Origin of the sequence: Planococcus sp. MSAK28401 (assembly GCF_018283455.1) — a bacterium.
Taxonomy (GTDB): domain Bacteria; phylum Bacillota; class Bacilli; order Bacillales_A; family Planococcaceae; genus Planococcus; species Planococcus alpniumensis.
Genome location: NZ_JAAMTH010000001.1, coordinates 647,811 through 667,835 on the forward strand (window position 1 = coordinate 647,811; position 20,025 = coordinate 667,835).

Annotated in this window: 17 protein-coding genes; 12 read left to right on the forward strand and 5 right to left on the reverse strand. The window is 45.5% G+C overall.

Annotated elements, in window-relative coordinates:
- Positions 1 to 38 precede the first annotated feature (38 nt).
- Complete coding sequence (locus tag G3255_RS03450) at positions 39 to 269, reverse strand: hypothetical protein (RefSeq protein WP_211653299.1); 231 nt, start codon at positions 267 to 269, stop codon at positions 39 to 41.
- A gap of 565 nt (positions 270 to 834) precedes the next feature.
- Here G3255_RS03450 and G3255_RS03455 point away from each other — a divergent pair.
- Both G3255_RS03455 and G3255_RS03460 read left to right on the forward strand, forming a co-directional pair.
- Complete coding sequence (locus G3255_RS03455; protein WP_211653300.1) at positions 835 to 1,518, forward strand: ABC transporter ATP-binding protein; 684 nt, start codon at positions 835 to 837, stop codon at positions 1,516 to 1,518.
- On the forward strand, positions 1,515 to 4,100 hold the full coding sequence (locus tag G3255_RS03460; RefSeq protein WP_211653301.1) for an ABC transporter permease: 2,586 nt from the start codon (positions 1,515 to 1,517) through the stop codon (positions 4,098 to 4,100). Before G3255_RS03455 ends, G3255_RS03460 begins: the two co-directional genes overlap by 4 nt.
- A gap of 47 nt (positions 4,101 to 4,147) precedes the next feature.
- Here G3255_RS03460 and G3255_RS03465 read toward each other — a convergent pair whose 3' ends face one another.
- Positions 4,148 to 4,438: a hypothetical protein gene (locus G3255_RS03465; RefSeq protein WP_211653302.1), complete on the reverse strand. Its 291-nt coding sequence runs from the start codon at positions 4,436 to 4,438 to the stop codon at positions 4,148 to 4,150.
- 179 nt (positions 4,439 to 4,617) lie between these two features.
- On the opposite strand from G3255_RS03465, the gene G3255_RS03470 reads away from it, so the two are divergent.
- The 4 genes from G3255_RS03470 to G3255_RS03485 all read left to right on the forward strand — a co-directional run bounded on the left by G3255_RS03470 (position 4,618) and on the right by G3255_RS03485 (position 6,743).
- The gene (locus G3255_RS03470; RefSeq protein WP_211653303.1) at positions 4,618 to 4,833 is read left to right on the forward strand and encodes a hypothetical protein; all 216 of its coding nucleotides are present in this window, start codon (positions 4,618 to 4,620) and stop codon (positions 4,831 to 4,833) included.
- Between the two features lies 1 nt (position 4,834).
- A complete protein-coding gene (locus G3255_RS03475; protein WP_211653304.1) occupies positions 4,835 to 5,041 on the forward strand; it encodes a hypothetical protein in 207 nt (68 codons plus the stop codon).
- An 11-nt stretch (positions 5,042 to 5,052) separates the two neighbouring features.
- Positions 5,053 to 5,280 (forward strand): hypothetical protein, encoded by a 228-nt coding sequence (locus tag G3255_RS03480; RefSeq protein ID WP_211653305.1) that lies wholly within the window; start codon positions 5,053 to 5,055, stop codon positions 5,278 to 5,280.
- A gap of 173 nt (positions 5,281 to 5,453) precedes the next feature.
- Positions 5,454 to 6,743, forward strand: a complete 1,290-nt coding sequence (locus G3255_RS03485) for a M48 family metallopeptidase (RefSeq protein ID WP_349291408.1) — start codon at positions 5,454 to 5,456, stop codon at positions 6,741 to 6,743.
- Positions 6,744 to 6,769: 26 nt separating this feature from the next.
- On the opposite strand, the gene G3255_RS03490 is transcribed toward G3255_RS03485, so the two are convergent.
- A complete protein-coding gene (locus G3255_RS03490; protein ID WP_211653306.1) occupies positions 6,770 to 7,036 on the reverse strand; it encodes a hypothetical protein in 267 nt (88 codons plus the stop codon).
- Between the two features lie 214 nt (positions 7,037 to 7,250).
- Here G3255_RS03490 and G3255_RS03495 point away from each other — a divergent pair, with 214 nt between their 5' ends.
- Complete coding sequence (locus tag G3255_RS03495) at positions 7,251 to 7,403, forward strand: hypothetical protein (RefSeq protein WP_167399221.1); 153 nt, start codon at positions 7,251 to 7,253, stop codon at positions 7,401 to 7,403.
- A gap of 56 nt (positions 7,404 to 7,459) precedes the next feature.
- On the opposite strand, the gene G3255_RS03500 is transcribed toward G3255_RS03495, so the two are convergent.
- Together G3255_RS03500 and G3255_RS03505 are read right to left on the reverse strand one after the other, a co-directional pair.
- Positions 7,460 to 7,825: a type II toxin-antitoxin system RelE family toxin gene (locus G3255_RS03500; RefSeq protein ID WP_211653307.1), complete on the reverse strand. Its 366-nt coding sequence runs from the start codon at positions 7,823 to 7,825 to the stop codon at positions 7,460 to 7,462.
- Positions 7,806 to 8,165, reverse strand: coding sequence for a type II toxin-antitoxin system Phd/YefM family antitoxin (locus tag G3255_RS03505; RefSeq protein WP_211653308.1), 360 nt, complete (start codon positions 8,163 to 8,165; stop codon positions 7,806 to 7,808). The genes G3255_RS03500 and G3255_RS03505 overlap by 20 nt, the downstream gene beginning before the upstream one ends.
- A gap of 298 nt (positions 8,166 to 8,463) precedes the next feature.
- Between G3255_RS03505 and G3255_RS03510 the strand changes: the two genes are divergently transcribed.
- The 5 genes from G3255_RS03510 to G3255_RS03530 all read left to right on the forward strand — a co-directional run bounded on the left by G3255_RS03510 (position 8,464) and on the right by G3255_RS03530 (position 20,016).
- A complete protein-coding gene (locus G3255_RS03510; protein WP_211653309.1) occupies positions 8,464 to 12,810 on the forward strand; it encodes a PDDEXK-like endonuclease domain-containing protein in 4,347 nt (1,448 codons plus the stop codon).
- A 212-nt stretch (positions 12,811 to 13,022) separates the two neighbouring features.
- Positions 13,023 to 14,285, forward strand: a complete 1,263-nt coding sequence (locus tag G3255_RS03515; protein WP_211653310.1) for a competence protein CoiA family protein — start codon at positions 13,023 to 13,025, stop codon at positions 14,283 to 14,285.
- Between the two features lie 195 nt (positions 14,286 to 14,480).
- Positions 14,481 to 17,240, forward strand: a complete 2,760-nt coding sequence (locus G3255_RS03520; protein WP_211653311.1) for a type I restriction endonuclease subunit R — start codon at positions 14,481 to 14,483, stop codon at positions 17,238 to 17,240.
- A gap of 72 nt (positions 17,241 to 17,312) precedes the next feature.
- On the forward strand, positions 17,313 to 18,896 hold the full coding sequence (locus G3255_RS03525) for a type I restriction-modification system subunit M (protein ID WP_211653312.1): 1,584 nt from the start codon (positions 17,313 to 17,315) through the stop codon (positions 18,894 to 18,896).
- Positions 18,871 to 20,016 (forward strand): restriction endonuclease subunit S, encoded by a 1,146-nt coding sequence (locus G3255_RS03530; RefSeq protein ID WP_211653313.1) that lies wholly within the window; start codon positions 18,871 to 18,873, stop codon positions 20,014 to 20,016. The genes G3255_RS03525 and G3255_RS03530 overlap by 26 nt, the downstream gene beginning before the upstream one ends.
- Positions 20,017 to 20,025: the final 9 nt, after the last annotated feature.

The following is a 20,025-nucleotide window of genomic DNA, read 5'->3' on the forward strand; positions in this document are numbered from 1 at the left end:
TGGAATTTCTGCTCAACTTTTTCAATTTAAATTAACGGTTATCCGGACGTGCTATTAAACCACCAGACGACCAGTGCCAAACTGACAACGCCCCAAGCAGTAACACTCCATACCCACCAAATCATGTGCTTGGTATCTCTTGAAGCTGCCTCGCTGTCCGGGTTTGCTTTAACATGCGCGAGCTTCGTCTCCATTCGTTTTTTCATCAAAAGGAATACAAGTAATCCGATAAGGATGAAACCGATCATGAACCACAATAAGAAATCCACGTTTTACCCCTCCTCTATTTTGGTGATTTGTTTCACTCTAAACCAGTGCAAACAAATTGAGTCGAATAGGAGTTTTGATAATTAAATTGTAACATGAAATCAATATCTGGAAATTGCCTTCCACTTCAAGTGAACTAGAACAGATTCTTATCTAATTTTCCTTAAGTGACTAGATTGTCACTTGAAAGTCACCGGGCAGTCATTAACCCTCTCTATACTAAAGTTATGTAAGACGGTTTGAAGTTGGTGAAAGAACATCTTATTTAATTTAAGTGAATTTATTTTACACCTAACTTAGTTGCATAGCAGATTCAAAGAGAGTAGTGGAGCGGTATAGAATCGTCTCAGGCATATTTTTAATTGCAAGGTTCAAAGAGATATGGAGCAAAACGGCGCAGACTCCTTGGGGATTAGCGAAGTGCTGAAATCCATTCGGGCGCTAGTCCGAATTAGTTCAGCGCAAGCCCCCAGGAAAGCAAGCCGTTTTGCGGAATATCGTTTGCAATGAAATTCCCAAAATATATTCAATTTATTCATAAACAGTAACCAAACGGAGGGTACACTCATGACAATCATGGAAGTAAAAAACTTATCAAAAGTATACGGCAAGGATGAAATGGCGGTCAAAGCACTCGACGACGTATCATTCAGCGTCAACAAAGGCGAATTCATCTGCATCATCGGGCCATCGGGTTCCGGCAAATCTACTTTGCTTCACTTGCTCGGCGGCGTCGACCGCCCGACCAGCGGCAACGTGTCGATCGATGGCACGGATATCTACAAGCTCGACGAAACGCAGCTGGCGATTTTCCGCCGCCGCCAAATCGGCTTGATCTATCAGTTCTACAACTTGATCCCGATCTTGACGGTTGAAGAAAACATCACCTTGCCGATGCTGCTCGACGAACAACGCGTCGACAAACATCAATTCCGCAAGATATCCGAGGCGCTCGGGATCGACCAACGCCTTAACCATTTGCCGAACCAATTATCCGGCGGCCAGCAACAGCGCGTCTCGATCGGCCGCGCGCTCGTCAGCAACCCGGCGATCATGCTTGCAGATGAGCCGACCGGAAACTTGGATAGCAAAAACAGCGAGGAAATCATGGAGCTCCTCAAAATGTTCAACAAAACCTTCAAGCAGACTTTGATCGTTATCACGCACGATGAGCGCATCGCCTTGCAAGCCGATCGCGTCATTTCCATCGAAGACGGCAAGATCGCCAAAGACGAGGTCATCCGCTCATGAATATCGTCAATAAAGTCACCGTCCGCCACTTGAAGGAAAACAAACGGCGCTCGCTTGTTACCATTATCGGCGCTATCATTTCCGTCGCCATGATCACCGCGGTCGCAACGCTCGGCGTGTCGTTTCTCGACTTGTTGATTCGTGAAGACATCGAACAAAATGGCGAATGGCATGTCCAATATCAAGAAGCGACTGTCGAGCAGCTCCAAGCGATTGAGCAAGACGGCAATACCGAACAGCTCATCGTCACGAGCGACGGCTTTGCCGATTTTGAGAGCGCCAAGACCGATTCCAAGCGCTATCTCTATTTTCGCAATTTCGAAGCACAGGGAATGGAACATTTCCCGCTTGCGCTCACAGAAGGGCGCTTGCCTGAAAACGCCAATGAAGTCGTTATCTCGGAAACTTTAAACACCAATTCCGATGAAACGTACCAAGTCGGCGACACTTTGACCGCGGGCATTGGCGAACGCATGCACAGCTTGGAAAACCGCAAGCTGTCAGAGTTCGATGCCATGCAATTCGGTGAAGGCGATACGTTCAATGAAGAACTGGTTAATGTAGAAGAGCAAACCTTCGACATCGTCGGCATCATCGAGCAGCCGGGCTGGGAAGTGTCTTGGCTGCCGGTTGTGAGTGTCGTCGGGTTTACCGACACCAACACTGCCGCAGCGGATGACACGTTTGACGGCTACGTCGTCGCTTCAAAAATCAACAACGACGTATTCGATGACGCCAAGGCGTTTGCCGAAGCACAAGGCATTCCGTCGGTTGATTTCAACTCAGATCTTCTGCGCTTATACGGCGCAACGCAAAACGATAATTTGCGGACGACCTTGTTCTCGCTCGCCGGCATCATGATGGGCATTGTTGTCATCGGCTCGGTGGCACTCATCTATAATGCATTCGCCATCAGCGTCTCGGAACGCGCGCGTCATCTCGGCATGCTCGCAAGCGTCGGGGCGACGAAACGCCAGAAACGCAACTCGGTGTTTTTCGAAGGGGCCATCATCGGCGCCATAAGCATCCCACTCGGCATACTCGCAGGGCTTGGCGGCATTTGGGTGACCTTCCAGTTCGTTAACACCTTCTTGCAAGGCGCGCTCAATGTCGAGCAGCAGCTAGAAGTCGTCGTCACGCCAATGATGCTGGTCGTTGCGATCGGCGTCTCGGCACTGACGATTTTGATCTCGACATACATCCCTGCTCAAAAAGCGTCGAAGATTTCCGCGATCGATGCCATCCGCCAAACGCAAGACATCAAACTGACCGGGAAAGCCGTCAAGACCTCAAAATGGGTGCGCAAGCTGTTTGGCTTAGAAGCAGAGATCGGCTTGAAAAACTTGAAGCGCAACCGCAAGCGCTATTTGGCAACGGTGTTTTCACTAGTCATTTCAATCGTCTTATTCTTGTCGGTGACTTATTTCACCAATAACTTAAAAACCTCGCTCGAAATGACGCAAAGCGAGCTGCGCTACGATATCCAATTGTACGGCGGTGAACTGAACGAACAGAGTCTCGCACAATACGCAAACCTTTCGGACGTCACCGAAGCCGGCTTAATGCGCCAAGCAGGAGGCGAAGCGCACATCCCGCAAGACCGTTTGCCGGAAGCATTGCTCGAAGAAATCGAACGGGGCGAAACGGAGCTCGTGGACGACCGCTATCGTTATTACGTGTCGGTGTATGCGATGGACAGTGAAAACTTTGCGCAATACGCAGAACAAATCGGCGTCGATCCAGCCGATTTCGGCCAGGAAACGCCGCGTGCCATTCTGATTGATGAAGTGGTCTATCAAGACGGCCAGTCCGGCAAACTGAAAGAAACGGAGACTGTCAAAATAGAGGAAGGCGAGACCTTAGAACTTCTCGGCAGTTCCATCAATGAAATGGGCGAGGAAATCGAACCGGAAGTGCTCGCCAATGTTGAAATCGCCGCAAGGACGAACGAAGCGCCAGCCGGTGTCTCGACTTCCTATCTCGGCAATTTGGATTTGATCGTGCCGATGGATGCGCTCGATGAACTCGGCTTTATTGCTGGCGACACCTATCCGTCCATCACGCTTGCATCGAGCGACCCGATGAAAACGGAAGCCGAGATTCTGGAAATCAATGAAGCGGGCATCGACATCTCGAATGTCTTCCAGCGGCGCCAACAGCAAGAACAACTCGTCTTGCTTATGCAAGTGTTCACGTACGGGTTCATCACCTTGATCTCGCTCATTTCCATCGCGAATATCTTCAACACCATCTCGACAAGCATTCAACTCAGAAAACGGGAATTCGCCATGCTGCGCTCGGTTGGCATGACACCAAAAGGCTTCAATAAAATGATCCGCTACGAAAGCCTGTTCTACGGTGTCAAAGCTTTGGCATACGGCTTGCCGATCAGTTTCGCGGCGATGGTTGCCATGCATTTCGCACTCGGCCAGACCTTTGATTACGGATTCATCGTCCCGTGGGGCAGTGTCGCCTTCGTCATCGTCGTGATCTTCTTGATTGTCGGCGCGGCAATGCTTTACTCGATTGCCAAAATCAAGAATGACAATATTATTGAAAGCTTAAAACAGGAAAATGCATAAAGAAAACGCGCTCAGCCGATTGGCGGAGCGCGTTTTTATATAGAGGTTCAAATTCTACGAACGGCATCTTTCTTGCGGAAGATCTCCATCAGCAATAACACCAAGCCGATAATAAACGTGCTAGGGTACAGGATGGCGAGCATCGCCACTGCAGCCCAACCACTTCGCTGGTAATGAGCATAGCCCATACTGACGAGCCAAGAGAATAAGGGGCAAATGACAAACATTGTCGTGATGCCCCAAATGACGTATTTGCCTTTGCGGGAATAGCCCTTACTGAGCTGGTAGGCGAGAAGCAGTGAGACGAGCAAGATGCCACTGGCTGCAATGTATTCCATATCGAATAGCCTCCTTCTGGTGGGTGCCAATCTAAGGTGAGCGTCTGTTTAAGTGGTTTCATTTTAACACAAATTCCCAATTGTTGAAGTTCTGCTTGAACATCATTCAGCTAACTTAGTGGAAAGGTTTCCAGGTATTCCCTGAGGGTAACAGGGGAGTAGAGCTAGGAGGAGAAAAAATGAATAACCGATTGAAAAATGCTTTATGGGTGATACCCACTTATGGCGTAGTCGCCTTTATTATGGGTTACATCATAGAAGGAAGGCCGGTTTGGAATCTGGTGCTCAGTTCCGTCATTGCTGGATTTCTTATTTCTGTATTTATTTGGCCGCGCATGGAGAAGAAGCGGCTAGAAAAAGAAAAGAAGGCACAAACCAGCTTGGAGGATAACTGAAATGACTAACTATGCAGTAAAGGCCATTTCATGGGCAGTGGCATATGCCGCCGTTGCGTTTGCAGTGAGCTACATATTTGGAAGCGAGCCAGATTGGTTCTTCTTTATCGGCTCTTTAGTTGCTGGATTCATTCTATTCGGTGTGCTGCGCCCAATCGTCCAGAATAAGCGGCGCAAGAAACAGCAGCGGGCAGGTGAACGCATATGAGCTGGCCGGAGATGAAGAAACATCTTACAGAACCAATCATTTCGAAGGAGAAAGACCCGCTGATATTTTTCCCTTTAGTCTTTTTCGCTGCCTGGATCGGAACAGCAGTCTACCGAAGAAGCGGCATCTCATATCTCGAATACATACTATGGATGATTCCAGTAGCAATCGTTGTTTCTATCTTGTATATTTTATTGGTTGTCTGGATTAAAAAAAGACGAGCGAAAAACAAAAAATAAATCATCTAAGAAACGCCGATCTCCAATAGATCGGCGTTTTTCTTATGCGTTCAAACGCTGCAGACGAGCTTATCCCCCGATTAAATTAATTTATTCCGTAAGCCAAAACCCTATTCTCCAAATGAGCAGTAAGTGCTATTATATGTAAGATATTCCAAATTGAGAGGGAGTAAATGATGAACCAGAAACAGATTCAATCCAGCAGAGAGACCGTGTATTTTATAATCAGCCTGATCTTCAGCATTCTTATTTATATTTTGGCAGCTGTCTCCATTATCGGTATCGGCATCGCCTTGACGGTGTTTGCGATTCTTTTGTTCGCAAATGTCGTCATGCTCGGCACGATTCGCGGCAACGGCGTGCGCATCCACGAGCGTCAATTCCCAGATGTCTATGAACGCGTGCAAACTTTAGCTGCGCAAATGGAATTAAAGAAAGTACCGGACGTCTTTGTCATCCAATCCGAAGGGGCACTTAACGCGTTTGCCACACGCTTCTTCGGCCGCGACATGGTCGTGTTGTATTCGGAAGTGTTTGAACTGGCGCGCGAGCAAGGCCAAGACGAACTCGATTTCATCATCGCCCACGAACTGGCTCACGTAAAACGCCGCCACGTTTGGAAAAATCTATTGATCCTACCGGCTGGGTTCATCCCGTTCCTCAGTACCGCATACAGCCGTTCATGTGAATACACGTGCGACCGCCACGCCGCGTACACCATTCAAAACGCCACAGCCGCAAAACGCGCATTGACGCTGCTTGGCATCGGCAAGAAAACCTACGCAGAAGTGAACGAAGACGCGTACCGCGAACAAATCCACACCGAGTCGAATGCATTTGTGTGGCTTGCCGAAGTATTGTCGACGCACCCGCGTTTGCCGAAGCGTATCCAGTCCATCGAGCGCTTCCATGACGGTGATGTGAAATACTACGAGCCGAACAATGGCAAAATTGCTCTGGGTGCAACATTGCTCATTGCGGGAGTCACCGCAGGCTATATCGGCCTCATCGCGTTAACGACAGCCGGCACCATAGCCTTCGCAAGCTTCATGCAATTTTCAGAAGCAAGCTTCGCCGACGGGTTTTCAGTCGACGGTGAAACGCCGCTCATGGTCGCAGCCTCAGATGGCGATGTTGCTGAAGTGGAAGCCCAACTCGCAAACGGCGCAGACATCGATGCCCGCAACGGCGGGAATGAAGACGCCTTGATGTACGCGATGTATTCAGGCGATACGGACGTTGTCACCACGCTGCTCGAAGCAGGAGCGGACCCGAACACGACCGATGACTTTGGAACGGTTCTCGCGACAGCCGTCGCTTATGGGGATTACGAAAGCGCTAAAATTCTCGTCGAAAACGGCGCCGACCCAGCACTCGAAGGTCCAGATGGCTTGAGCGCCATGGATGAAATCGGCGCAAGTTCCGAAGAAGAGTTCATGGAAATGCTGGAACAAGGCTATTAATAGATCTCAAAAACAAGCGTCGATCGCTAACAGATCGACGCTTGTTTCATTTCTACGCTGCCATCATCCCCATCGACATGATCGATGCCCCATTCGCAATTTCCTCCATTTTCCCACTCTACTTCATAACGGCCCCATTTGTATTCAATGGATAAGACCGCTGCGTCTCCGAACGGATTTGTATGAAGCTCTTCGATGATTGTGATGGCTTCGGATTCACTAATCTGCGGTTCTTGCATACAGCCGAATAATAGAGAGCTTAAGAACAATACGAGCAAACTCAAGCGCTTCATCACTTCACCCCTTCGGCAGATAGACGGAATTGAGCCCACAAAAGTTACTGGAATTTCGGCTGAATATGTTATGTGTCTGCAATAGGCGGGTAGGCAGGGAGTAACACCCATTTATTTGGCAACTAGGAACAGCTTGGTGAATGGAAGCAAATGTCCCGGATAGTTAGCACGGAGGAATAAACCTCGAAATCCTTACTAGAGAGGAATGGTTGAAATGAAAAAATTCGCAGCAATCATCTTCGCAAGCGGACTGGCATTGTCCGCATGTTCAGGCGACAGCGAACCGGAAACAGAACCGCTCGAAGAAAACGACGGCGCCGATGATACGATGACCGACACGGATGATGGTGAAGAGGAAGAGGATTAATAGAGTTCAAATATGAATAAAAGACATTCAAAAAGCTCGCAGCAAATGCGAGCTTTTTAGCGTTTTCTATCCATCATTTCTTTCAAGCGCTTTGCAGAATCAGTGAAGACTTCCTCATCTGCCCGGTTTCCTGTAGACAAGATCCAGACAATCTCGAGTTGGTCCTGTTTTACTCCAGTTAACCGATAAACGACTCGCAATCCGGCCTGTTTGAATTTCAATTCGCGGCAACCCGTTAACACGCTGCCGCGTTTATTAGAGAGAGGCTTGCCGATTTCATCTGCGCGAAATCTTAGTTTGGCTAGGCCTTTGTCAACCAGGTTGCGGCTGCTTCCGTCCAATTTACTGTATTCTTTCTGTGCTTTTGGATGAAAGTTTAAGACAAACTTGTCCTCGCTCATATCACTCGAACAACTCGTCATCGGAAATGTCATCTGGGTCGATTGCCATGATTCGTGCGTAGCTCTCTTCTCCAACAGCCTCCCGAAGCGGAATCGTTTGTTCAGGATGTGCCTCAGCTTCAGCTGCTCTTCTTGCGATCTCTTCATACCAATTCAGTTCGCGGTACGTTTCTAACTCTTGGTACATTTTTTCGTATTGCGCATAGTCTAAAATAACGGAATCGATTGTATTATTGGCAGAAATGAACTGGGGTTCTTTTTTAGCTGCAGCCCGTATGTGAGCCAATTGTTTTGCCGCCTTTGAAGCAGAAGTAATCTGATCTACGTTAAATTGCGGTTTTTTGGGAGTGTCGGTAGCCATAGGGTTCAACTCCTTTGCATTTGCTTCAATTATAGCAAGCTCAATGTACATTTGACAGTAAAATATACCGCTATTTTTTACGTTAAATATGCCGGTGTATTAATTATGAAGTTAACCAACTACAGTGGAAATGAAACTGCGGTTTCTTAGTCAGAAGTTGTCATGTCGCCTTGTGAAAAGCCAATCTTGTTGGTAAAATTAGGCACAGCATAATAATAATAGTATTAAAATATCAATTGATTAGCCTCTAAAGTCAACAGAAGCTGAGACATTAGAATAATGAAACGAGGTGTTCATCTTGGAAACTATCACTCCTACAGACAAAGCAAAAAACTTCTTCGAGTATATGCTCGCCTTAAACAATTTGGTGGGGAAAGTTATTCGTGATTACTCGGAATATGAGAAGAATTGGAACCTGGATGATATGAAGCTATTGGAAGGCTGCTTCGTATTTGACGAATGCCATAATGAAGAAAACTTAATGGAGATCCACAGGCCGACAATTACTGAGAAAGACACGACACCTCCAGCGCCTCACGCCATATTTAAAGACTGGCTGAGCTTTGATCCGAAAAAGGAAAATCAAAAGCCTTCTTATGTAGTCGGGAAACAGGTCGAGACAGTGAATGGTGAGAAAAAAGAAGAACTGTTTATCGATGACAAAAAGCGCATGCACGCTTATGGGACTTGGACAGCCCAGTGGAAAGAATGGGCTGAGAAGTTAAAAGAGAAAAAACGCATTCTAGAAAAATACGAAGAGTTTTTTGATCTCATCACTCAGCTTGAAAAAGAAGGGGAGTCTTTGGAGTTCATTTATGGCAAAGGCCTCTTTACTTGGAAACACCCAGACCCGAAAATCGGGACGATTCGATCGCCACTATTGACGAGCAAAGTGGAGCTGGATTTGGACTCTGTAAAAGGGATTATTTCTGTGAAACTCGTCGATCAAGCGGTTGCTGTGGAGAGAGAAATCTTCTCCGGAATCTCCATTCCGAATGTCCAAACGATTAATGACCTATGGAGAGATGTCCAAACACGTGAGATTACTGAGGATATGAATGACTTCTTCACGCAATTCATTCAAACCTTTGATGCTAATGGAAGATTCATCGACGGCCAAACAGCTAAGACACCAATGGAACATCCATCTGTTTATACTCATCACATGCTCTCACTGAGAACAAAAAATGCGCGAGTGCTACGGGACGACTTAACCCAAATCATTGACGGCATTGGCAATGATGAACTGGAACTATCGGATACAGTCACTTCCATTATCGGCGAACGAGTTGAAAATGCTCCTGAAAAAAACTCGACAGTAGAAACTGATGGAGGAAACAATTTTGAAGACGATATCCTCTATTTTCCGCTGGAATCCAATGAACAACAAAAGGCCATCATCAAGCGCATTTCGCATCACCAAGGCGTAACTGTACAAGGGCCTCCTGGAACTGGGAAGACCCACACCATTGCAAACTTGGTTTCCCACTTTTTATCTGAAGGCAAAAAGATCCTTATCACCAGCCAAAAAGAAAGCCCGTTGAAAGTATTGAAAAACAAAATCCCTCAAGAAATCAGGGATTTATGCGTACCGGTACTTGGTGGGGGGCGTGAATCGCTGCAGGAAATCGAGCAATCGATCCGTGTCATCGGCGAGAAATTGGGCGAACTTGATGTCGATAGGCTAGAAAAGGAAATCGCACGCGACAAGGATGCCTTAAAACAAAGCAGACGTGACGAAGCGACATTGAAAAATCAATTGAAAGTATACACCGAAAAAGAAGGCACCATTCTCCAATACAAAGGAGAAAAACTATTCAAATATGACGTGGCAAAGCGTCTAGCCGAATCGGAGATTGATTACAGCTGGATCCAGGATGAGTTGACGATGGACCAGACCTTCCCGTTAAACAAAGTCGACTTCACCGAATTATGGACATTGAAAAAAGAGTTGGCAAAAGAAGACTTGCCGCTGCATAAACAACTGCTTCCTCAAGTCGGGTCTGACATCCAAAACAGTTCGTCTTTCACCTCTTTCCTAGAGGCAGAAAAACAATTAGAACATGCAAATGAACAAGGCAAGGCAATCCTTGAGAAATACAAATATCCGCTAGAGGAAAATGAACTCAAGATCCTCCAAAAAGAACTCGATGAAATCATTGGAATGTCTGCCATTACAGAAAATGGCCCTTTCCGTTTGATTTTGGATGATGTTAAAGCAGGTGGCCCTCGAGAAGCAAGATGGCGTGAGCTCATAGAGAAACTATCCGGAGCCAATGAAAGATTATTCGCTTCTTATAATAAACTCGTTGCATACCAAGTGAAGTTGCCAAACAAGAGTACGGAAGAATTGAAAGCGGATGTTGCCATTGCGAGAGAACCGCTTGAAAACGGCAAAAAGCCGAACTTTCTGTTCTTTTTGACCAAAGGTAAGCAAACGAAATACTTGTTTGAAGACCCTGTATTAAACGATGCTTCCATCAAAACGCTCGGCGACATCGAAGTGCTGGAAATGCATTTGGAGTATGAATGGGTGAAGAAAGAAGCCGCGCGCTTGTTGAATGCCAATATGGAAGAAATCGGCCATACGCCAATCGACGTCGAAGAAAGACGCTTCCCGCATCTATTGGAAGAACGCTTGAATGAATTACAGCTGATCATGAAAACCGCCGATTCGATCAAAGCATTAAAATCCAAGCTGACGCACTACAACCTATACAAGATCGACCTCTATTCAATTGACGAGTGCCAGCAATTAAGAAAAGACTTGGATCTCGTCACCAAACGGGTTGAGTACTTGAAATGGGAAGAACAGTACAAGCAGGATCTGGGCAAACTGCAGGCCTTGAGTGCGCAAACGGATATACATCCAGTCATGCAGGAATTCAAGGAAGCTTATATCAATAGAGATACGGCGAAATGGGACGGGCTGTTGATGCAGCTGGAGCAATTACAGTTGAACAAGGCGAAAGCTATACGTTTCTATGAATTGCTCAACCAATTCGGTGAGACTTTGCCGCTGACAGCGAAACTGTATGAGCTGTCTGTTGAGTCGGACGTCCAGAAACCGGAAAGCTATTTGGAAGCGTTCGAGCTGAAAAAATTGCAATCTTGGCTTGATGAAACGAAAGACATGAACATCACGCTGTTGAAAAAGCAGCTGGAAGAAGAACATAAAGAACAGAAGCGCTTGGTCCGCTCCATCGTCAGTGCGTCAACTTGGAAAAACCAAGTACAACGGATCACCGAAGAAGAAAAACGGGCTTTGTCTGCATGGAAAACCTATATTAAACGTTTCGGTAAAGGCAGCGGTAAATCCGCCAAGCGCAACTTGCAAGGCGCAAGAGAAGAAATGAAAACTGCTCAAAGCGCCATTCCTGTGTGGATTATGCCGATCAACCAAGTGCTGGAGAACTTCCCGGTGACCAACGAGAAGTTCGACGTCATCATTTTCGATGAAAGCAGCCAATGTGATTTGTTCGCAGTCAATGTGCTGCTTCGCGGCAAGAAAGTGGTCGTCGTCGGAGACGATGAACAAATCAGCCCGCAATCAATCGGCACGAAGCAAGACGACGTCTACGAATTGGTCCGCCGCCACTTGAAAGGCATACCGAACGCCGATTTGTTTGACGGCAACCTGTCGCTTTACGAAATCGCCGAGCAGACATTCCCGAAAGAAGGGAAGCTGATGCTGCGCGAGCATTTCCGCTGCGTGCCGGAAATTATCCAGTTCTCGAACGACATGAGTTATGGCGGCGAAATGATTCCATTGCGTCTGCCGCTCGATGAAGAGAAAATCGATCCGCCAGTTACAGCCATCAAAGTGAATGACGGAGTAATCGGCGAACAGCGAGACATTAACGAAGCGGAAATCGACGCCATCGTCGCCGATATGGCAGAGATGGTGGAGGATCCGAAATTGAAAGGCCAAACTTTTGGTGTGATCACCCTCCTCGGAAACCAGCAACACAAACTGCTGGAAACAAGAATTCGCCAAGAAATCGGCGATCGAGAATTCGTGGAGCGCAAGATTATTTGCGGAAATCCGTATACATTGCAAGGGGACGAACGCGACATCATCTTCCTATCCATGGTCACAGCACCGAACCGGAGATTTATGGCCTTGACGAAAACCTCGGACAAGCAACGCTTCAACGTCGCCGCAAGCCGTGCGAAAAACCAGATGCGCTTGTACCATTCAGTGGACCTTGAAGACCTCAACACAGAAGACTTGCGCTACCGATTGTTGAGTTATTGCATGAACCCGACTCGCTTAAATGAGCAAGTAGCGAATCTAGAAGAGCAATGCGACTCGCCATTTGAAGTCGATGTTCTACGCATGCTTCTAGCACGAGGCTATAAAGTCACGCCGCAAATCAAAGTCGGTCAGTACCGAATCGACCTCGTCGTCGAAGGTCTACGCGACCGCTTGGCCGTCGAATGCGACGGAGAGAAATGGCACGGCCCAGAGAAGTTTGAAGAAGACATGAGACGCCAAGAATCCTTGGAGCGGGCAGGCTGGAAATTCTGGCGTGTACGCGGACGCGAGTTTTACTTTGATAAAGTGAAAGCGTTGGAGAGTCTGTGGGTTCAATTGGATGAGTTGGGGATAGAACCTATAAAAGATCAACAAATGACTAGTTAATATGAATATTAAAGAAGCCTTTTATGAACTTAAAAGGCTTCTTTTTTATATCCAAAACAGTTTTAACCACAATAAATGAACATAAAAGCATACGTTAAAACCACGAAAACGGTTATAAAGGCTATTTTAAATGAAAATATATGGAACTTAATTGGTTATTAAAACGTAAAAAGATTAAAGGTTTTAAATAAAACTACAAAGGGGGAATAAAAATGCTAGAAGCGATTTATGAGGGGAGAAATTTTAATCTTTCATCACACTTAAGTTCACAGGAATCAGTGAAACAAGAAGTCCAAAGGTTGAAGAAAGCAGCGGAAAAAGGGGCTTTTACGTGTCCGTATTGTGATGGTGTATTAAGGTTAAAAGCTGGTGAGGTAAAAGAAAAGCACTTCTTCCATCTAAATAACTCCTGTGTCATTTCAGAAGCAAGCGAAGTGTATCAACAGCAAACAAAAAGAGAAACGAAAAGCCATTCCGTTATGAAAGAAATCATCTATGACGAGCTGAAAACACAGGAAAAAATTAACGACAACTTACATGTAGAATATGGCTACGTTGATAAAGCAGAAGAGAAGTGGAAATACTATCCTGACATTATTGTAAACAATAAGAAAGCTGAACTCGCCATTACGATTTTGACGGATGTAACAGCAAATAAAGATTCGAATCTGGTGCGAAAAATAAAAAAGAGAAATGAATATTTCAAATCGAAAAACCTAAAGCCAATATGGTTTGTAGAAGAAACAGAACAATCTATTGATCTAGCGCATCGGGTAGTCCATTTGTGGGAAGCAGAATTAGATATTGCGATTAGGATGGAAGAAGACATCGAATGGGAATCTGCCATAAAGCAACTGGAACTCAACAATAATCTTTTTGACATTTTTGATTATCATCATCAAAGTCTCCCAACTACATTAGATGTTTTTAGTCTTTACTACGTAAAATCTACAGAAACAAACATTACGTTTACAGTGCAGCGTTTTATAAAAGATCAATTAAGCCATCCATACCGAGCATTTGCGCTGAACCATCCATATGAAATTAAAATGGCTACTGCTTTATGGACAGAAGACTCAATGCAATTAAGTGATCCAATCGTAGAAGAACAGCAAAGAGAAGTTTTTGTCAAAGAAGCTCTCGAACGAGATGAACAGTACATGGTTAATGATGAAGAAGAACTTACGACTAGTAGTCAACCTGAAAATAATCCGCAGACTACTGGAAAAGTCTATGAGGATCATGACATTGAAGAGATTTTAAGTGAATACATGAAAGAAGTCGAAGTGGTATCGGCTGACAAGTTCAGTAAGTTTCTAGTTGAGGAATGCGGTGCCCCTTCTCACAAATTTGCTACAGGACGATATCAAATTTATGGGAAGGTCTGCACCACTTTAAATGCCATGGAAAAGGAAGGCACCATAAAGTTAGTGAGGAAAGACTTTGTAAATGACCGTTTATACAAAGTTGTTTAAGTAAAGCAAATAACCATGAGAACTGTTTCTATTTTAATTTCTATACACTCGCCCATGGCTAACTCTAAATGAGTATCCATGATGCGAGTGTTTTTTATGGAAAATCCCACCTATTTTACTTCAAATAAGGAAATAGACCCGTATCCTGTGATAAAATTACATTAATTAAAGGTCGGCATTTTGAGGGGGATTAGCATGGTCTACGAGTCCCGGACACAGTCCGAAGCACAATTGGAAAACGAAATGATCGCCCAGCTGGCAGGGCTGGGTTATGAAAAAGTGAAGATACCGGATATCAAAAAGCTACAAGCGAATTTTCGTGACCAGGTCAATCGACTAAACGAGAAGAACTTGGAGGGCACACCGCTGTCCGATAAGGAGTTCGAGCGATTGCTGTTGGTGATCGAAGGAAAGAGTGTCTATGAATCGGCGAAGCTGCTGCGCATCAAGCAGACGATCAGCCGCGATGACAATAGTACGCTTTATTTGCGCTTGTTCGATACGCAGAATTTCGAGAACAACCACCTGCAAGTGACGAACCAAACGACTGTGATCGGGCGCTATACGAACCGCTATGATGTGACGCTGCTCATCAACGGTTTGCCCCTTGTGCAGATCGAGCTGAAACGGCGCGGGCTTCATTATAATGAGAGCTTTAACCAGATCATGCGCTATCGGAAGGATTCCTACGGGGGCTTGTATAACTTCCTGCAGCTGTTCGTCGTCTCGAACGGTGTCGACTCCAAGTATTTTGCTAACTCTGACCGGGAGCCGCTGAAGAGCCATATGTTTTTCTGGTCCGATGAAGAAAACAAACGCATCACGAAGCTTGATGAGTTCACCGATTCATTCCTCGAGCCGGAGCGGCTACAGAATATCCTCAGCCGCTATATGATTATCAACGATACTGACAAGCATTTGATGGTCATGCGCCCGTACCAGATCTATGCAGTCGAGCGCATCTTGAAGCAGGCTGTCGAACAAGAGAAGAACGGCTACGTCTGGCATACGACTGGGAGCGGCAAGACCTTGACTTCGTTCAAGGCGAGTGAACTGCTCGCGCAGGAAGAAGATATCAAGAAAGTCATTTTCCTCGTTGATCGGAAAGACTTGGACGCCCAGACGATGGAAGAGTTCAATAGATTCGAGAAAGATTCCGTGGATCGGACGACGAAAACCGGCGTCCTTGTCAAGCAGTTAAACGACCCATCGCAAAAGCGCATCATCACGACGATCCAGAAGATGGCAAATGCGGTAAAGACGGAACGTTACCAAGATATTTTAAAGAAGTATGAAAACGAGAAAATCATTTTTGTCATCGACGAATGCCACCGTTCCCAGTTCGGGGAAATGAACTTGCTTATCCAGCGCCATTTCAAGCGCGCTCAGTATATCGGCTTTACCGGAACGCCGCGTTTTGTCGACAATAGAAGCCAAGACGGCCGGACGACTACCGATCTGTTCGATAAATGCCTACATACTTACTTGATCAAAGACGCTATCAAAGATGGCAATGTGCTCGGTTTTTCGGTTGAATACATCCGGACAATCAGAGAAAGAGAAGGCGTCGATGATGTCACGAAAGTTCCAGGCATCGACCAGAACGAACTATGGATGGCAGACGCCCGCATGCGCCTCATCGCAGAGCACATCAACGACATCCATTACAAGAAAACCCATAATCGGACCTATACCGGCATGTTCACCGTCGAAAGCATCAAAGCAGCGGTGAAGTACTACGATTTGTTCAAAGCCATCGACAGCAAGCTGAAAGTCGCAACGATCTTCACGTATACCCCGAATGAAGAAAGTGATGAAAACGAAGAGCATTCCCGCCATTCGCTGGAGCGGATCATGGCTGACTTCAACCAATTATTCGGCACTAACCACTCGACGGATAATTTCGCTTCGTACTTCTCCGATGTATCGAAGAAAGTGAAGGCGGCGCAAATCGACCTCGTGATTGTCGTCGATATGTTCTTGACGGGGTTCGATGCGAAAAAGCTCAACACTTTATACGTCGACCGGCCGCTGCAGCACCATAGTCTCATTCAAGCCTATTCCCGCACGAATCGTGTGGAAGGTCCGAAGAAGACTTACGGCAATATCGTCTGTTATCGCAACCTGAAAGACGAAACCGATACGGCGATCCGCTTGTTCTCACAAACTAGTGATACGACAACCGTTCTCATGAAGAAATATGATGAGTATCTAGCAGACTTCCGTGGTCAGCTCGACACGCTGCTCGATGTTGCGGTAGATCCACAAGCGGTCGATGAACTAGAAGGTGAGTCAAAGCAGAAGGAATTCGTTGTCGCGTTCCGTGATTTAACGCGAATTTTGACAAAGCTAAAAACCTTCGTCGAATACGAATTCACATTTAAAGACATGGGCATCACGCCGCAAATGTATACCGACTTCCGCAGCAAATACCTTGCGCTCTACGAAAAAGAGAAAAACGAAAAAGATAAAGTATCGGTCATCAACGACGTCGATTTCGAAATCGAATTGATGCAGACCGACCGCATCAATGTGGACTATATCCTGGCGCTCCTTAGACAAACCGATTTCACGAACGCCAAAGAACGCGATTCTGCGGTAAGGCGTGCCATCAAGGAAGTCAACGAAGCATCGAGCGACGAGATGCGCTTGAAGCGCGATCTGCTTCTTGAATTCTTGCAAGGCGTCGCACCGACACTAACGAACGACGATTCGGTCGACAAGAAATTCCACGACTTCGAACAAGAGCGGCGCAAGCAAGAAATCCGTGCCATGTCTGAAAAAGTTCAAGTCGCGGAAGGCACACTCGATTATTTCGTGAGAGAATATGAATATACAGGTGTCACGCCGGACCAGGAAATCAGCGACGCCGTAAAAGCGCCGTTCAAGGAGAAGCGCAAACGCGTCCAGCAATTGAAAGACTTTATCCTGTCGAATACAAAACTTTATTCATAAACGAGGAAACAGCCGCATCCATTAGATGCGGCTGTTCCGTAAGTTAAAGTAAAACACCAAAGGAGAATCACCATGACAACATCCAAAAAACAGCGCCAGCAACAGGCAGAACTGCATAAAAAACTATGGACAATGGCCAACGATTTGCGCGGTCAAATGGAAGCATATGACTTCAAAAACTATATTCTCGGGCTGATTTTCTACCGTTATCTATCAGAGAAGACCGAAACTCGCATTGCGAAATTATTGGAAGAAGACAATATCTCTTACGAAGACGCGTGGCAAGACGAAGAATATCGCGAAGGCTTAGTGGAAATGCTTTTGGAGCAAATCGGTTTCGTAATCGAACCACAGTATTTATTCTCGCACATGATCCGCGAAATCCCGAAAGGCGACAAAGGGAAATTCGACGTCGAGCTGCTCCACAAAGCAATCAAAGCGGTCGAAGAATCAACGCTCGGCACAGAGAGCCAGCAAGACTTCGAGCATTTATTTGACGATATGGATTTGACTTCGACAAAACTCGGACGCGACGTGAAATCCCGTTCACAGCTGATCGCGAAAATCATGCTAAGCATCAGTGATATCCCTTTTCTGCATGACGATGTTGATATCGATGTTCTCGGTGATGCGTATGAATACTTGATCTCCCAGTTCGCGGCGAACGCTGGGAAAAAAGCGGGCGAGTTCTATACACCGCAACAAGTCTCGAAAATCCTCTCGAAAATTGTTACGCATGACAAGACCGACATGAAGAGCGTCTATGACCCGACTTGTGGTTCCGGCTCGCTCATGCTGCGGGTTGCGAAAGAAGCAAAAGTACGGAAATTCTACGGTCAGGAACTTACGACCACAACATTTAACTTGGCGCGCATGAACATGCTTCTGCACGATTTGCGCTATACGGATTTTGATATCCGCAACGACAATACACTCGAGAATCCGCATCATATCGATATGCGCTTTGACGCTGTCGTGGCGAATCCGCCATACTCCGCAAATTGGAGTGCTGATGCAAAATATTTGGATGACGACCGCTTCCGTGACTACGGAAAGCTCGCGCCAAAATCAAAAGCCGACTTTGCGTTCGTCCAGCACATGATCCATCAACTTGAAGACGCCGGGACGATGGCAGTCGTCTTGCCGCACGGCGTCTTGTTCCGCGGCGCAGCGGAAGGCACGATTCGCAAGTACTTAATAGAAGAAAAGAACTACCTCGATGCGGTCATCGGCTTGCCTGCAAATGTTTTCTACGGCACATCGATCCCGACGACAATCCTCGTCTTCAAAAAGAATCGCCGGACAGACGATAATGTCCTGTTCATCGACGCCTCGAACGAATTCGAGAAGGGCAAAAATCAAAACAACTTGACCGACGAAAACGTCGAGAAAATCATCACAACGTACATCTCGCGCGAAACAATCGATAGATATTCGTACGCTGCGGGCTTAGAAGAAATCAAAGAAAATGATTATAACTTGAACATCCCCCGCTACGTCGACACCTTTGTGGAAGAAGAGCCGGTCGACTTGGATGCCGTCCAAGCGCGCCTAACAGAAATCGAACAAGAAATCGCCGAGATCGACAAAGAGTTAGAAGAGTATTTTAAGGAATTGGGGGTCATGGGCAATGAACGTACCTCAGTTAAGATTTAAAGGGTTTGAAGGGGAATGGAGAAGAGTTTCCGTTGGCGAATTAGGTGAATTTATGAAAGGATCGGCTATTTCCAAAGCCGATTTAAGTGAAGTTGGAGAACCGTGCATTCTGTATGGAGAATTATATACAAAATATGGTGAAGTGATTCAAAATGTGTTTAGTAAGACTAACATTAAACTAAGCAAAAAAATATATGGTCATAAAAATGATGTCTTAATCCCTTCCTCTGGTGAAACTGCAATTGATATTGCATGTGCGAGTGCCTTGGAAGTAGAGAAGATTCTATTAGGAGGAGATTTAAATTTATTCAGGCCAAATAGTGAAGTGAAAGGTCCATTTATTAGTTATCAGATTAACGGAGTAAGAAAATTTGAGTTGTCTAAATTAGCCCAAGGGGCTTCTGTAGTCCATCTTTATAGTAATAGCTTAAAAAAATTCCGTCTGACTCTTCCAGTATTAAAGGAGCAAGAAAAAATCTCATCATTTCTTATACTTCTTGATAAAAGAATTGAAAAGCAAAAAGAGAAAATTGAAAAGCTTGAGCAGTTTAAAAAAGGGATGATGCAGAAGATTTTCTCGCAGGAATTAAGGTTTAAGGATGAGAATGGCGGGGAGTTTCCGAAGTGGGAAGAGAAGAAAATTGGACAAGTCCTAAAGATAAAACATGGAAGAGATCAAAAGAAGATTGAAACACTTGATGGGAAATTTCCTGTATTAGCCACTGGTGGAATAATTGGAAGAACTGATACTTTTATTTATGATAAGGAATCTGTGTTAATAGGTAGAAAAGGAACGATCGATAGACCTGTATATATGGATACACCCTTTTGGACGGTCGATACTTTATTCTATTCAGAGATTAAGGAAAATAGCCATCCCAAATTCGTATTTTATGTTTTTCAAAATATAAACTGGAAATTGTATAACGAAGCTTCTGGAGTCCCGAGTTTAAGCGCAAAAACAATTGAAGCGATTAAAATATTGACTCCTAGTTATAAGCAGCAGAAAGTAATAGCTGATTATCTTTCTATTTTAGATAGGAAGATTGAGAAAGAAAAAGAGAGGTTGATGATTTTGGAAGAGCAGAAGAAAGGCTTTATGCAAGGGGTATTTGTATGAAATTGGAAA

What these genes read in the sequence shown, in the direction of transcription:
- G3255_RS03455 (WP_211653300.1), top strand. Translation starts at nt 835, where the DNA reads ATGACAATCATGGAAGTAAAAAACTTATCAAAAGTATACGGCAAGGAT.
- G3255_RS03460 (WP_211653301.1), top strand. Translation starts at nt 1,515, where the DNA reads ATGAATATCGTCAATAAAGTCACCGTCCGCCACTTGAAGGAAAACAAA.
- G3255_RS03465 (WP_211653302.1), bottom strand. Translation starts at nt 4,438, where the DNA reads ATGGAATACATTGCAGCCAGTGGCATCTTGCTCGTCTCACTGCTTCTC.
- G3255_RS03470 (WP_211653303.1), top strand. Translation starts at nt 4,618, where the DNA reads ATGAATAACCGATTGAAAAATGCTTTATGGGTGATACCCACTTATGGC.
- G3255_RS03475 (WP_211653304.1), top strand. Translation starts at nt 4,835, where the DNA reads ATGACTAACTATGCAGTAAAGGCCATTTCATGGGCAGTGGCATATGCC.
- G3255_RS03480 (WP_211653305.1), top strand. Translation starts at nt 5,053, where the DNA reads ATGAAGAAACATCTTACAGAACCAATCATTTCGAAGGAGAAAGACCCG.
- G3255_RS03485 (WP_349291408.1), top strand. Translation starts at nt 5,454, where the DNA reads ATGATGAACCAGAAACAGATTCAATCCAGCAGAGAGACCGTGTATTTT.
- G3255_RS03490 (WP_211653306.1), bottom strand. Translation starts at nt 7,036, where the DNA reads ATGAAGCGCTTGAGTTTGCTCGTATTGTTCTTAAGCTCTCTATTATTC.
- G3255_RS03495 (WP_167399221.1), top strand. Translation starts at nt 7,251, where the DNA reads ATGAAAAAATTCGCAGCAATCATCTTCGCAAGCGGACTGGCATTGTCC.
- G3255_RS03500 (WP_211653307.1), bottom strand. Translation starts at nt 7,825, where the DNA reads ATGACGAGTTGTTCGAGTGATATGAGCGAGGACAAGTTTGTCTTAAAC.
- G3255_RS03505 (WP_211653308.1), bottom strand. Translation starts at nt 8,165, where the DNA reads ATGGCTACCGACACTCCCAAAAAACCGCAATTTAACGTAGATCAGATT.
- G3255_RS03515 (WP_211653310.1), top strand. Translation starts at nt 13,023, where the DNA reads ATGCTAGAAGCGATTTATGAGGGGAGAAATTTTAATCTTTCATCACAC.
- G3255_RS03520 (WP_211653311.1), top strand. Translation starts at nt 14,481, where the DNA reads ATGGTCTACGAGTCCCGGACACAGTCCGAAGCACAATTGGAAAACGAA.
- G3255_RS03525 (WP_211653312.1), top strand. Translation starts at nt 17,313, where the DNA reads ATGACAACATCCAAAAAACAGCGCCAGCAACAGGCAGAACTGCATAAA.
- G3255_RS03530 (WP_211653313.1), top strand. Translation starts at nt 18,871, where the DNA reads ATGAACGTACCTCAGTTAAGATTTAAAGGGTTTGAAGGGGAATGGAGA.